The organism is Pseudarthrobacter sp. S6 (assembly GCF_050156575.1).
Taxonomy (GTDB): Bacteria; Actinomycetota; Actinomycetes; order Actinomycetales; family Micrococcaceae; genus Arthrobacter.
Genome location: NZ_CP189581.1, coordinates 2,220,963 through 2,234,944 on the forward strand (window position 1 = coordinate 2,220,963; position 13,982 = coordinate 2,234,944).

The 13,982-nt window shown below is 65.7% G+C and carries 11 protein-coding genes and 1 pseudogene; 11 read left to right on the forward strand and 1 reads right to left on the reverse strand.

Translation table 11 applies throughout. The features are described 5' to 3' along the window. Nucleotides 1-3 precede the first annotated feature (3 nt). Both ACQCS0_RS10635 and ACQCS0_RS10640 read left to right on the forward strand, forming a co-directional pair. Entirely contained in the window at nucleotides 4-1,695 is a 1,692-nt protein-coding gene (locus tag ACQCS0_RS10635) for an LssY C-terminal domain-containing protein (RefSeq protein WP_354155017.1), read from the forward strand. Between the two features lie 270 nt (nucleotides 1,696-1,965). Then, a pseudogene (locus ACQCS0_RS10640) lies at nucleotides 1,966-2,262 on the forward strand (dihydroxyacetone kinase subunit DhaK); the annotation flags it as partial. Between the two features lie 322 nt (nucleotides 2,263-2,584). Here ACQCS0_RS10640 and ACQCS0_RS10645 read toward each other — a convergent pair. Continuing rightward, nucleotides 2,585-3,859, reverse strand: a complete 1,275-nt coding sequence (locus ACQCS0_RS10645; RefSeq protein WP_426938373.1) for a PrsW family intramembrane metalloprotease — start codon at nucleotides 3,857-3,859, stop codon at nucleotides 2,585-2,587. Between the two features lie 100 nt (nucleotides 3,860-3,959). Between ACQCS0_RS10645 and pyrR the strand changes: the two genes are divergently transcribed. The 9 genes from pyrR (at nucleotide 3,960) to gmk (ending at nucleotide 13,979) form a co-directional block, all read left to right on the forward strand. Then, nucleotides 3,960-4,547: a bifunctional pyr operon transcriptional regulator/uracil phosphoribosyltransferase PyrR gene (pyrR, locus tag ACQCS0_RS10650; RefSeq protein ID WP_354155018.1), complete on the forward strand. Its 588-nt coding sequence runs from the start codon at nucleotides 3,960-3,962 to the stop codon at nucleotides 4,545-4,547. Then, complete coding sequence (locus ACQCS0_RS10655) at nucleotides 4,544-5,587, forward strand: aspartate carbamoyltransferase catalytic subunit (RefSeq protein ID WP_354155019.1); 1,044 nt, start codon at nucleotides 4,544-4,546, stop codon at nucleotides 5,585-5,587. The genes pyrR and ACQCS0_RS10655 overlap by 4 nt, the downstream gene beginning before the upstream one ends. After that, nucleotides 5,587-6,939, forward strand: coding sequence for a dihydroorotase (locus ACQCS0_RS10660; RefSeq protein ID WP_282330677.1), 1,353 nt, complete (start codon nucleotides 5,587-5,589; stop codon nucleotides 6,937-6,939). Before ACQCS0_RS10655 ends, ACQCS0_RS10660 begins: the two co-directional genes overlap by 1 nt. Next, on the forward strand, nucleotides 6,939-7,469 hold the full coding sequence (locus tag ACQCS0_RS10665; RefSeq protein ID WP_354155020.1) for a hypothetical protein: 531 nt from the start codon (nucleotides 6,939-6,941) through the stop codon (nucleotides 7,467-7,469). Before ACQCS0_RS10660 ends, ACQCS0_RS10665 begins: the two co-directional genes overlap by 1 nt. Next, entirely contained in the window at nucleotides 7,450-8,724 is a 1,275-nt protein-coding gene (gene carA, locus ACQCS0_RS10670; RefSeq protein WP_426939552.1) for a glutamine-hydrolyzing carbamoyl-phosphate synthase small subunit, read from the forward strand. Before ACQCS0_RS10665 ends, carA begins: the two co-directional genes overlap by 20 nt. After that, nucleotides 8,724-12,068, forward strand: coding sequence for a carbamoyl-phosphate synthase large subunit (gene carB, locus ACQCS0_RS10675; protein WP_354155021.1), 3,345 nt, complete (start codon nucleotides 8,724-8,726; stop codon nucleotides 12,066-12,068). The genes carA and carB overlap by 1 nt, the downstream gene beginning before the upstream one ends. After that, nucleotides 12,061-12,933 (forward strand): orotidine-5'-phosphate decarboxylase, encoded by an 873-nt coding sequence (gene pyrF, locus ACQCS0_RS10680; protein WP_354155022.1) that lies wholly within the window; start codon nucleotides 12,061-12,063, stop codon nucleotides 12,931-12,933. The genes carB and pyrF overlap by 8 nt, the downstream gene beginning before the upstream one ends. 109 nt (nucleotides 12,934-13,042) lie before the next feature. Beyond that, nucleotides 13,043-13,360 (forward strand): integration host factor, actinobacterial type, encoded by a 318-nt coding sequence (mihF, locus tag ACQCS0_RS10685; RefSeq protein WP_181577315.1) that lies wholly within the window; start codon nucleotides 13,043-13,045, stop codon nucleotides 13,358-13,360. Nucleotides 13,361-13,406: 46 nt separating this feature from the next. After that, nucleotides 13,407-13,979, forward strand: a complete 573-nt coding sequence (gene gmk, locus ACQCS0_RS10690; RefSeq protein WP_354155023.1) for a guanylate kinase — start codon at nucleotides 13,407-13,409, stop codon at nucleotides 13,977-13,979. The last annotated feature ends 3 nt before the right edge of the window (nucleotides 13,980-13,982 follow it).

A 13,982-nucleotide genomic window follows, 5' to 3' on the forward strand; every position in this document is an offset into this window, starting at 1 on the left:
GGAATGATCAGCGTACAGACGCTCTGGTACGAGGCAGCCCTGCTGGCTGTTGTTGTTTTTACTGCCCTGAACGCCTATCTGCTGAATACCCTGGATGTTGTCGGGATCCCGTTGATCTTTGCGGCCGCCTTGCTCGTGCAGCTGCTGTTGATCATTCTGTTCGTCTTCAGCCTGATCATGGTCCTGCGCACACCGCTGAAAATCGCGTGGTCGATACTGGTCTCCGCCTGGGAAGGCGTCCGGGCCAACACCTACGTCGTACGGCTCCGCCGACGCTACCCGCGCCTCGTCGGCTGGGCAGGCCGCCGGCTCTCGATGAAACGGCCAACCGGACTCGTCCTGACCATCGGTGCCGCGGCCGCGGCCGCCGCCCTCTGGCTTTTCATCAGCCTCACACGAGCGGTCGTCCTGAAGACCTCGTTCGCCGGCATCGACCAGCGGATCCTCAATCTCGTGCCGGACATCCGCACCGACGGGCAAAACGCGTTCTTCAGCGTCGTTACCTTTGCCGCGAGTTCAACGTCGGTTATCGTTTTCCTCATCGTCCTGAGCCTGGCGTCCCGGCGGCGGCGACAATGGTGGGTACCGGTCCTGCTGGCGGCCGCCTTTGGCCTGGAAAGCGCCACCTCCACGGTGATCAAGCAGATCGTCGCACGGCCCCGGCCGGACCGCTCCCTGGGCCTGCTGACCGAAAACGGCTTCAGTTTTCCCAGCGGACACACCCTGACAGCGACCGTCATAGCCGGACTCACCGCCTACCTGCTGTGCCGCGCCATCAAGTCCTCCATAGCCAGGCTACTGATCGTCCTGGCAGCGCTAACCGCCGTCTTGCTGGTCGGAATCAGCCGGATATATTTGGGCGTCCACTACCCCAGCGACATCCTGGGCAGTCTCGCCCTGGGTTTGTTCCTTCTCGCCGGCATCATCACACCGTTGGAGATCAACGACCGGTTCCACCTGGTCCAACCGGTGAAACTCAGCGCCGCGGTCAAACAGCCGCTGCTAATCGCCGTGGCCGCTCCCTTGCTGTTCGCCGGGATGTTCGGCGCCCAGCTTACGCCCCTGACCGTCCTTGAACGTCAGGAGACAGCCCAGGCGTTGCCTGCGTTGGACGCGGCCGCCATCAGGCAGTTGCCCACCTACAGCGAAACATTGACCGGGGCCAGAATGGAACCGATCAACTTCATCTACCTCGGCAGCCAGCAGCAGATCGAGGACCTGTTCAAAAGGGCCGGATGGTACAAAGCCGACCCCTCGACCCTGGGCAACACCCTGCGTTCCATCCTCGTCGCAGTACGCAACGAGCAGTACCTCACCGCTCCGGTCACGCCGTCCTACCTGGATGCCCGGCCGGAGACAGTGGCATTCGAAAAACCCACCGACGCCAACACCCTGGTACAGCGGCACCACACAAGGATCTGGAGGACCAATTTTACCATCGGCGTCCAACCCGTGTGGGTCGCCACGGCCAGCTTCGACCGCGGCATCGGGATAGGAACGACGTCCGGATTGCCAACCCATCACATCGACCCGAATATCGACGCGGAGAGGGCCTACATCCTGCAATCACTGAAAGTGGCACAGCCCCACCTGGTGCACGTCGTAGACGCCCAGCAGGGACACAACGCAACCGGCGACGGATTCTTTACCGACGGCCAGGCCGCTGTACTCAATCCCGAAAACCTGAACCCGTAGTTGCAGTGCACCCCCGCCGGACGGCGCCGGCAAGCAACTGTCTGTGAGGGTGCGGGGACGATGCCGATTTTCTGTGAGGTCAGACTGTCGGTGAGGTCGATGAAGTCGTGCTCATGGAGGGCTTCATCCGTGTGGAGGGGAAGGGTGGTCAGGAGGCGCAGCAGGAGAGTTAGGAGACATCCGCGGTGTAGGACTGGCTCTAGACCAGTCTGCCCTGCTTGACCGCCGTGGCCAACTGAAACTCACCGATGTCTCCGACCGGATCCGCACCTCGGAACCGTCAAGTACGACGAACTTTTCCTCCTTTTCGGCAAGATCGAGAAACTCCTCGTCAACGCCGGGCTGACCGTGGTTGAACCGGAGTGCGGGGAGTTGGACACGAGCCTGGACATGTCCGGGCTTTCCCGCACCCTGCTTTGGCTCGATGAGGAACTCGAACACTACTGGGCCGCCCCCGCAGACTGGCCGGCCTACCGCAAGGGCAACCTGGCAATGCGTGCCCGCCGCGAGATAACCGGACCTGAGGCCGCCGTGGCCAGCTCTTTGGAGGAAACGACGCCGGCATCTCCCCGCTGCTGTGCGTGGGTGAGGACACACGCCATGGAACAAACGGGAACGGAGCCGATCAGGCGGCTGCGTTTGTCCATCAGCAGATCAGCGACGCTGGCTGCCCATTCGCACGAGGCAGGCAACGCATTGGGGGAGCTGCCGGTCATCTATGGCGGGTCAGCCAAGGCAGGGCTGCTGCCCGCGCTCGACGGCGTCTCCGGACTTTCCCGGGCCGGTTCGCCCACGATGCGGCGAACTTCGGCAAAGTCCTCGACGAGGCACTGTCACTGACGGCGGCACTGCCCGAAGAACTCCAAAGAACGTAGCCGGGGATCCCGGCTCAGCTTGCGACGGCGGCCCGCAACGAGAGGATACCCTGCAGCTGCTGCTGTTCCTCCAACTGGTGAAGCCGGACATCGCGGCCACTGAGGATGCGCTGCCTGGTGAATGCGAGCCGGGTGGCGGAGTGCAGGAAGGCCTTCATCTGCGGACGGCGGTTGTAGCCGGCGGCCCACTGCAGCGCGGTACGTCTGCCGCGTGGTGTGGCCAACAGTTCCACCTCGGCGGGGCTGAACCATCCGGCCGCGGAATATTCCATCAGCCGTTGGCGCGTCAGCCGGTTCTCTGCCACACGGAGCAGGATGATCCCCACAACGGCCAGCAGAAAGATGGGCACCTGGATCATGATGTACTCCGCCAAGAACCCCGCGGCCATGCTGTTCCACCGGTTGTGCAGCAGCATGGCCGGGATCAGTCCGATGACAAAGGCCAGCACGGAGGCTCCGGAGTGCCAGCGGCGGGAGGCGAAACCCATGATGAGCCCGGTGGTTCCGGTGAAGATGGCATGCGCGAACGGGGACATCACCCCACGGAGCAGGAAGACCTGGGCCAGGTCCGTTCCAGGGTTGGCGGATTCGGCGATGGCCCGGCCAAAGTAGAGGATGTTTTCGGTGAACGCGAAGCCGCCGGCGATGGTGAAGGCAAACACCACACCGTCCACCGGCCCGTCGAAGTGTTTGCGCGCCAGCAGCAGGATCATGAGCAGGCCCAAAGACTTGGCGAACTCCTCCACCACGGGCGCCTGGACGGTGGCCATAAACGTCCGGACGTCAGCCACGTCGCTGAAACGGAAGGTCAGGACGAAGAACGGCTGGATCAGCAGTGTGACGGCGATGGACACGGCGGCGCCCCAGGTGAACGCGAAGAACAGGAGCCGCTTGGGTTCAGGTTCCCACCGGTCGATCAGGTAGACAGCCAGGAGCACTGCGGACAGCGGAACCAGTGACAGCACAAACCCCACCATGAATCCGCCCACGCCGGTGTTGGCGAGCAGGAACGGCACCACCAGGAACAGGCTGAGAAAGACGAGGGCGCCGCCCCCCACGGTCAGTGCCAGGAGGCCGGTGGATCGCCGGACCGCCATCCTGCCCGCCAGACTTGCCGGCGGAGGCCCCAGGGGCGGCAGGGCAGCTGCGTTGGTTCCGGGCGCCGGGCGGTAGTATTCCGGTTCCACCCGGCCCATCCAACTGGGGTTGGCCTGCCTGGGGAAGGGATCCCGTGGACCGGCCGGCCCGCCGGCCTGGCCGGAACCCGGCTGATGGGGGTGCTTGGACATACTCGAAGCCTATGATGCCCCTGCCGATGTGGTAATTTTGAAACGCAAATGATCCTTTTTTAATTCCGTCCCGTGAGGCGGGGAAAGGGGAGACGAGAGTTTGACTTCTGTCACAAACGCACCGGTTCCAGCCAGGGTTGTCCTCAACCAGGCGGACATTGACCGTGCACTCACTCGAATCGCCCATGAGATCCTTGAGGCTAACAAAGGGTCCAAGGACCTGGTCCTGCTGGGAATCCCGCGCCGTGGTTACCCGCTGGCCGTCCGCCTCGCACACAAGATTGCCGCCGCCGATCCCACCGTGGACGCCACCGCCATTGTCGGGCAGCTGGACGTCACCATGTTCCGCGATGACCTTTCCCACCAGCCCACCAGACCGCCGTACCCCACACAGCTCCCGCGCACGGGAATAGATAACAAGGTTGTGGTGCTCATCGATGATGTCCTGTATTCCGGCCGCACGATCCGTGCCGCCCTTGACGCCATTATCGACCTCGGCCGTCCGCGGATCGTCCGGCTCGCTGTGCTGATCGACCGCGGGCACCGTGAGCTGCCCATCCGGGCCGACCATGTGGGCAAGAACCTGCCCACCTCGTCCGCCGAGAAGGTCCGGGTCCGCCTGGAGGAAACCGACACCGCCGCCAATGGCTCCGTAGTCAACGAAGTGGTTATCGAGGGCGGCGCGTGAAACACCTCCTCTCCACCGAAGACCTCAGCCTGGCCAACGCCATCCGCATCCTCGACACCGCCGAGGAAATGGCTGCCGTCGGGGACCGCGAAGTCAAGAAGCTCCCGGCCCTCCGCGGCCGCACCGTGGTGAACCTCTTCTTCGAAGACTCAACCCGCACGCGGATCTCCTTCGAAGCGGCCGCCAAGAGGCTGTCCGCCGACGTCATCAACTTCGCCGCGAAAGGCTCCTCCGTCTCCAAGGGCGAATCCCTCAAGGACACAGCCCAAACGCTGGCAGCCATGGGCGCAGACGCCGTCGTGATCCGGCACTGGGCCTCGGGCGCGCCGCACCGGCTCGCCGCGACCGACTGGATCGACGCCGCCGTCATCAATGCCGGCGACGGCACCCACGAACACCCCACGCAGGCACTCCTGGACGCCTTCACCATGCGCCGGCACTGGTCAAAACTGGCGGGCTCCTCGTCCATCGGGGCAGACCTCAAAGGCATGCGGGTAGCCATCGCCGGGGATGTCCTGCACTCCCGCGTGGCCCGCTCCAACGTTTGGCTGCTGCGCACCCTCGGAGCCGACGTCACCCTCGTGGCACCACCCACCCTGCTGCCCATCGGCGTCGAACACTGGCCGTGCAAGGTCAGCTACAACATGGACGACACCCTGGCGCAGGGTGTGGACGCCGTGATGATGCTGCGCGTGCAGGGCGAGCGGATGAACGCCTCGTTCTTCCCCTCCACCCGCGAATACTCGCGCCGCTGGGGCTTTGATGACAACCGGCTCCGGGCCCTGGACAGCCTGGGACTGAAGGACACCATCATCATGCATCCCGGACCCATGAACCGTGGCCTGGAGATCTCTTCCGCCGCCGCTGACTCGCCCCGTTCCACCGTCCTTGCACAGGTACGCAACGGCGTCTCGGTCCGGATGGCCACCCTCTATCTGCTGCTCTCCGGGGATACCCGCGAACCAGCCGTCACAGCTGGCGCAGCCCACATTAATGCAGCGCGTTCCAACGCCGCCCATTCCACCAAGGAGAGCAACTGATGGCAGAGAACAACGGAACATACCTGATCCGCGGTGCATCGATCCTGGGCGCCGGGGCCGAGGACCTGCTCATCAGTGACGGCGTCATCGCCGCACGGGGAGCAGCCGCTGCGACCCACAAGGACGCGGACGGTGCCACCGTCATCGAAGCCGCCGGCCTGGTGGCACTGCCCGGCATGGTGGACGTGCACACACACCTGCGCGAACCCGGCCGCGAAGATGCCGAAACCGTAGAGACCGGCACCCGCGCCGCCGCCCTGGGCGGCTTCACGGCGGTCCATGCCATGGCCAACAGCAACCCGGTGGCAGATACCGCCGGTGTGGTGGAACAGGTCCACAGCCTGGGCCGCGCGGCCGGCTGGGTGGACGTCCGTCCCGTCGGCGCCGTGACCGTCGGCCTGGCCGGCGAGCAGTTGGCCGAACTCGGCGCCATGGCAGATTCCCGCGCCCAGGTCCGCATGTTCTCCGACGACGGCATCTGCGTCCACGATCCCGTGCTGATGCGCCGCGCCCTGGAGTACGTCAAAGCGTTCGACGGCGTGGTGGCCCAGCACGCGCAGGAACCACGCCTTACCGCCGGAGCGCAGATGAATGAGGGCGCCGTCTCCGCCGTCCTGGGACTCACCGGCTGGCCGGCGGTGGCCGAGGAGAGTATCATCGCCCGTGACGTCCTGCTGGCGCAGCACGTGGATTCCCGTCTTCACGTCTGCCACGTCTCCACCGCCGGCTCCGTGGAGATCATCCGCTGGGCCAAGGAACGCGGAATCAACGTCACCGCCGAAGTCACCCCGCACCACCTCCTGCTCACCGACGACCTGGTCCGCAGCTACAACCCTGTGTACAAGGTCAACCCGCCGCTGCGGACCGACGCCGATGTGCAGGCACTGCGCGCCGGCCTGGCCGACGGCACCATTGACGTGGTGGGCACCGACCACGCCCCGCACCCGAGCGAGCACAAGGAATGCGAGTGGGCGCAGGCCGCGATGGGCATGACCGGGCTGGAAACAGCCTTGTCCGTGGTCCAGCACACCATGATCGAAACCGGCCTCATGACCTGGGCCGATTTCGCCCGCGTAACCTCCACCGCAGCGGCGCAGATCGGCCGGATGACGGACCAGGGCCGTCCATTGGACGCCGGCGAACCCGCCAACATCATCCTGGTGGACCCGGCGGCACGCTGGACCGTTGACCCTGCCAAGATGGCAACCATGGGCCGCAACTCCCCGTTCGCCGGCCTGGAGCTCCCGGGCAAGGTAGTGGCCACCTTCTACAAGGGCCACCCCACCGTCCTGGATGGCAAGCTCAACACGCCGTACCGCGAATCGGCGGCGTCCGCGGCAGGCGCCTCCTGATGGACACCAAACTACTTACCGGCCTCATCACAACGGTGCTTATCGCCGTCGTCCTGCTGATGATCTGGGTAGGCTGGCGTAACCGACTCAGGCGGCAGGCCGACGTCGGCCGGTTGCCCGACGTGCCAGAGGCGCCCGGCGTGCCGCTCGCCGGGGCCGACGGCCAGTACGTTGCGTCGACCACCGCGGGAGACTGGCTGGACCGGATCGCGGTGCACAGGCTTGGCATCCGGACCAATGCCGTGCTCAGCGTGTACCCGCACGGCGTCCTCTTCGACAGAACCGGTGCCCCGGCGCTCTACATCCCGGCAGGAAGCCTCACCGCCGTCCGGCAGGAAAGCGGTATGGCCGGCAAGTTCGTGGAAAAGGACGGCCTCCTGGTCCTCACCTGGGACCTCGGAAGCCACGAACTCGACACCGGCTTCCGGACCCGCCGGGCCGCCGACAAAGACGCCCTCTATCACTCCCTTCAGCAATTGATCGCCGCAGCCCCCCGGGAACATTCCCAGGATCCCCAGAGTGGAAAGTAAGACAGTGACAGAAACAGCTACAGCACAAGCAAAGACTGCGGCACCCGCAGCCCTTTCCACCGCAGTTCCCACCCCGGCGGTATTCGTCCTGGAGGACGGCCGCATGTTCCGCGGCACCAGCTACGGCGCGCAGGGCACTGCCCTGGGCGAGGCTGTGTTTGCCACCGGCATGACCGGCTACCAGGAAACCATCACCGACCCCTCCTACGCCCGCCAGCTGGTGGTGCAGACCGCGCCGCACATCGGCAACACCGGTGTGAACGACGAGGACGCAGAATCCCGGCGCATCTGGGTGGCCGGCTACATCGTCCGCGACGCCGCCCGCCGCCCCTCCAACTGGCGCTCCGAACGCTCCCTGGACGAGGAACTCATCGAGCAGGGGATCGTCGGCATCCAGGGCGTCGACACCCGGGCCATCACCCGCCACCTGCGCGAGCACAAAACCATGCGCGCCGGCATCTTCTCGGGTGCGGCCGCGAAGGCTGCGGACAAGGAACTCGTTGACGCGGTCCTGGCCAGCGCCCCGATGGAGGGCGCCCGCCTGGCCGAGGAAGTCAGCGTCAGCGAGGCTTACGTGGTGGACCCCCAGGACCACGGCTGGGACGGCGAGCCCCGCTTCAGCATTGCCGCGATAGACCTCGGCATCAAGGCCATGACCCCCGTCCGCTTCGCTGAGCGTGGCGTCCGGGTGCATGTCCTGCCGGCAACCTCCACCCTCGAGGACGTCAAAGCCGTCAACCCGGACGGCTTTTTTATGTCCAACGGCCCGGGCGATCCCGCCACAGCCGACGCCCAGGTCAAGCTGCTCCGCTCCGTCCTGGACGAGAAGCTGCCGTACTTCGGCATCTGCTTCGGCAACCAGATCCTGGGACGTGCCCTGGGTTTCGGCACCTACAAGCTCCGCTACGGCCACCGCGGCATCAACCAGCCCGTGCTGGACCGCCGCACCGGCAAGGTGGAGATCACCTCGCAGAACCACGGCTTCGCCGTGGACGCACCGCTCGACGGCGCTACCCAGGCTCCCGAGGAGCGCTACGGCCGGGTCGAGGTCAGCCACATCAGCCTCAATGACGACGTCGTCGAAGGCCTCGCGTGCCTGGACATCCCCGCCTTCTCAGTGCAGTACCACCCGGAAGCCGCAGCCGGCCCGCACGACGCCGCCTACCTGTTTGACCGTTTCATCGATCTGATGGCGCACACCAAGGCAGCCGGCACCAAGATCACCACCGATTCCAAGACTGAGGACAAGAAGTAATGCCCAAGAGAACTGACCTTAAGAGCGTCCTGGTCATCGGTTCCGGCCCGATCGTCATCGGCCAGGCCGCGGAGTTCGATTACTCCGGCACCCAGGCACTGCGTGTCCTCAAGGAGGAGGGCCTGCGGGTCATCCTGGTGAACTCGAACCCGGCCACCATCATGACGGACCCCGAGTTCGCCGATGCCACCTACATCGAGCCCATCACCCCCGAGGTGGTGGAGAAGATCATCGCCAAGGAACGCCCGGACGCCATCCTGCCCACCCTCGGCGGGCAGACTGCGCTGAACACGGCCATCGCGCTGGACAAGAACGGCGTGCTGGCAAAGTACAACGTGGAGCTCATCGGCGCGAACATCGCCGCCATCGAGCTCGGCGAGGACCGCGAAAAGTTCAAGGGCGTCGTGGAACGCTGCGGCGCCGAATCGGCCCGCAGCCACATCATCCACTCCTTGGACGAGGCGTTCACAGCCGCCGAGGACCTCGGCTACCCGATGGTGGTCAGGCCCTCTTTCACCATGGGCGGCCTGGGCTCCGGCCTCGCGTACAACGAAAATGACCTGCGTCGCATCGTCGGCCAGGGCCTGCAGTACAGCCCCACCACCGAAGTGCTGCTTGAAGAAAGCATCCTCGGCTGGAAGGAATACGAGCTTGAGATGATGCGCGACAAAAACGACAACGTCGTGGTGGTCTGCTCCATCGAGAACTTCGACCCCGTGGGCGTGCACACCGGCGACTCCATCACCGTGGCACCGGCGCTGACCCTGACGGACCGCGAATACCAGCGGCTGCGCGATATCTCCATCGCCGTCATCCGTGAGGTGGGCGTGGACACCGGCGGCTGCAACATCCAGTTCGCCATTGAGCCGGACACCGGCCGGGTAGTGGTCATCGAGATGAACCCGCGTGTGTCCCGGTCCTCCGCCCTGGCGTCCAAGGCCACGGGCTTCGCCATCGCCAAGATCGCCACCAAGCTCTCCCTCGGCTACACGCTGGACGAGATCCCGAACGACATCACGCAGAAGACCCCGGCGTCGTTCGAACCCACCCTGGACTACGTGGTGGTCAAGGTTCCGCGCTTCGCCTTCGAGAAGTTCCCGGCCGCCGACGACACCCTCACCACCACCATGAAGTCCGTGGGCGAAGCCATGGCCATGGGCCGCAACTTCACCGAGGCACTGCAGAAGGCGCTGCGCTCTTTGGAGCAGAAGGGATCGCAGCTGGACTTCACCTCCGTCCCCGAATGGGAAGTCCCGGAGCTGATCGAGAAGGCCAAACGGCCCACCACGGAACGCCTGCACCAGGTCCAGCGCGCCCTGCTCGGCGGCGCCACCGTGGAACAGCTGTTCGAAGCCACCAAGATCGACCCCTGGTACCTGGACCAGCTCCAGTTGCTCAACGAGATCTCGCACGAGATCCGCAAAGCCGGGTCCCTGACCGTGGAGATGCTCAAGCGCGCCAAGCGCCACGGCTTCTCGGACGAGCAGATCGGTTCCCTCACGCACAACTCCGAAGCCGTGGTCCGCGGTGTCCGGCAGGCCCTCGGGATCCGTCCGGTCTATAAGACCGTGGATACCTGCGCCGCCGAGTTCGCCGCCTACACCCCGTACCACTACTCGTCATACGACGAGGAGGACGAGATTGCGCTGCACTCCAAGCCGTCCATCCTGATCCTCGGCTCCGGCCCCAACCGCATCGGGCAGGGCATCGAATTCGATTACTCGTGCGTCCACGCCTCCATGGCGCTGCGCAAGGCCGGCTACGAGACCGTGATGGTCAACTGCAACCCGGAGACGGTTTCCACCGACTACGACGTCTCCACCCGCCTCTACTTCGAGCCGCTGACGCTGGAGGACGTCCTCGAGGTCATCGCCGCCGAGGAACGCACCGGCGGCGTGATGGGCGTCTTTGTGCAGCTCGGAGGCCAGACCCCGCTGAAGCTGGCACAGCAGCTGGCCGACGCCGGCGTTCCCATCCTGGGCACCTCCCCGGAAGCGATCGACCTCGCTGAGCACCGCGGCGAGTTCTCCCGCGTACTCGACAACGCCGGGCTGATCGCTCCGAAGAACGGCACCGCGGTGTCCTTCGACGACGCCAAGAAGATCGCCGACGAGATCGGCTACCCCGTCCTGGTCCGCCCGTCCTACGTGCTCGGCGGCCGTGGCATGGAAATCGTCTACGACGAGCCGAACCTCTCCCGGTACATCGCCAACGCCACGGAAATCACCCCGGACCACCCGGTGCTGATCGACCGGTTCCTGGAGGACGCCGTCGAAATCGACGTTGACGCGCTCTTCGACGGTACCGACATGTACCTGGGCGGCATCATGGAACACATCGAGGAGGCCGGAATCCACTCCGGCGACTCCGCGTGTGTCCTGCCTCCCATCACCCTGGGCAACAACGTGATTGAACGTGTCCGCACAGCAACCCGCGCCATCGCCGAGGGTGTGGGCGTCCGCGGCTTGATCAACATCCAGTTCGCGCTGGCCTCAGATGTTCTCTACGTGCTCGAAGCGAACCCGCGTGCGTCGCGCACCGTGCCGTTCGTCTCCAAGGCCACTGGAGTCCAGATGGCCAAGGCCGCCGCGCTGATCGGCACCGGCGTGACCATCCACCAGCTCCGGACCGCCTACAAGATGCTGCCGGAAACCGGCGACGGCTCCACGCTGCCGCTCGACGCTCCCGTCTCGGTCAAGGAAGCCGTGCTTCCGTTCAGCCGCTTCCGTACCCCCGAAGGCAAGGTTGTGGACTCGCTGCTCGGCCCGGAGATGCGCTCCACCGGCGAAGTCATGGGCATCGACAAGCACTTCGACACCGCCTTCGCCAAGAGCCAGGCAGCCGCAAACAACGCCCTGCCCACGGAAGGCAAGATCTTCGTCTCCGTGGCCAACCGGGACAAGCGTGCGGTCATCATGGCTGTCAAGCGCCTGTCGGACCTCGGCTTTGAGATCGTCTCCACGGGTGGCACCGCCGACGTCCTGCGCCGCAACGGCATCCAGGCCAGCACGGTCCGCAAGGTCGCCGAGGGAAGCAGCGCCGAAGGTGAGGGCACCATCGCAGACCTCGTTATCGCCGGCGAGATCGACATGGTCTTCAACACGCCCTCCGGCGGCGAAGCCCGCAGCGACGGCTACGCCCTGCGTGCCGCCGCGACCTCCATCGGCATCCCCTGCATCACCACGGTGGCCGAGTTCAACGCGGCCGTGCAGGCCATCGAGGCCATGCGCACCTACGAGTGGTCAGTGACCAGCCTGCAGGAGCACGCCGCTGCCCTGGTGGCGTCCCAGAAGGCAGCCGCGGAGAACGCGGCAGCCGAGTCCGCGGTATCGCAGCATGCCTGAGGCCGGTTCCACCTCATCAGGCCCCGCCGGCCGGGAGTCCTTCGGCTCCCGGCTCGGGGCGGCCATGGCGTCCCGCGGGCCGCTGTGCGTGGGCATTGACCCGCACCCGGCACTCCTGAAGGAGTGGGGACTGGCCGACGACGCCGCAGGGCTGAGGCGGTTCTCGCTGACGGTCTTGGAGGCCGTCAGTTCCCTCGCTGCCGCGGTGAAGCCGCAGGTGGCGCTTTACGAGCGCCACGGCTCGGCCGGGATGGCAGTCCTTGAAGAGGTCCTGGCCGCGGCAGCGCAGGCGCAGGTCCTCACCATTGCCGACGCCAAGCGGGGGGATATCGGCTCCACGATGGCTGCCTACGCGGACGCCTGGCTGCGGGACGGCTCGTCCCTGGCGGCCGACTCCGTGACCCTCAGCCCCTACCTGGGGTTTGAGTCGCTCCGCCCGGCGTTTGACCTGGCAGCGGACAACGGCCGCGGCGTTTTTGTCCTCGCCCTGACCTCCAATCCGGAAGGGGCATCCGTGCAGCATGTGGGCGGAGCCGACTCCGTGGCCCGGCGGATCGTCGCGGCGGCAGCGGCAGAAAACAGCCGGTACGCCGGCAGCCTGGGGTCCGTTGGACTCGTCGTCGGCGCCACCGTTGGGTCGGCGCTGACTGACCTGCACCTGGACCTGCCGTCGGTCCGCGGACCGATCCTCGCCCCGGGACTGGGCGCGCAGGGGGCCACCCCTGCGGACCTGCGCCGGACGTTCGGGGCCGCGTACCCGCAGGTCCTGGGGACGTCCAGCCGGGATATCCTTGCTGCCGGTCCAGGGGTTCAGGGCCTCCGAAATGCTGCGTTGCGCACGCTTGTTGGACTGCTGGGCGAATAGGTGCCTCCTGGCGGCATCCATTGATTCACCGCCCGCCAAGGGGTAGGTTTCAGGACAAGTCCAATGGCGGTCGCCATGGACTCAGCCGATGAATCCGGGGGTGTCCTCCATGAGCCTGCGACCCTTATCCGCTTCGGAACGCGCGGCCGCCCTGAACAAGGCGGCCGCCGCCCGGGCCGCCCGGGCGGCCGCGAAAGATCGCCTCAAGAACGGCAAGACATCGGCCGCGGACCTCCTTGACGCCTCCGCAGCGGACGACGCCTTGGCCCGGATGCGGGTGGTGGAGCTGCTGGAGGCCCTGCCGGGCATTGGAAAAGTCAGGGCTGCGGCCATTATGGAGCAGCTGGGCATCGCGGCGTCCCGCCGGCTCCGCGGCCTGGGCATTCACCAGCGCCAGGCGCTGGTAGATTTTATAGACGAGAAATAGGGCGTTCGTAGAGGCGCCCGCACCCTAACTCTGCCCAAAGGAATACGTGAGCAAGAAACCGGGACTGACAGTCCTCGCCGGTCCGACGGCTGTTGGCAAAGGCACCGTGTCCACCTACATCCGGGATAACTACCCCGAAGTCTGGCTTTCCGTATCAGCCACCACCCGCGCTCCGCGGCCGGGTGAGCAGGATGGAGTCCATTACTTCTTCAAGTCCAAGGAAGAGTTTGAGTCGCTCATTGCGGCCGGCGAGTTCCTGGAGTGGGCAGTAGTCCACGGCCAAAACACCTACGGCACGCTGCGGAGTTCCGTGGACCGGGCCATCGCCGCCGGCAGGTCTGTCCTCCTGGAGATCGATCTCCAGGGTGCACGACAGGTCAAAGAGGCCGTTCCGGACGCCCAGTTTGTGTTCCTGGCACCGCCCACCTGGGAAGAAATGGTCCGCCGGCTGGTGGGTCGCGGCACGGAAACAGCGCAGGAACAGCAGCGCCGTCTGGAAACCGCTAAACTGGAACTAGCCGCTGAGCCGGAGTTCGACCACACCGTCATCAATGATGACGTTCGACGCGCAGCGGACGAGCTTGTTTCACTCATGGGGCTGACCCCGCACCCGCACTAGACG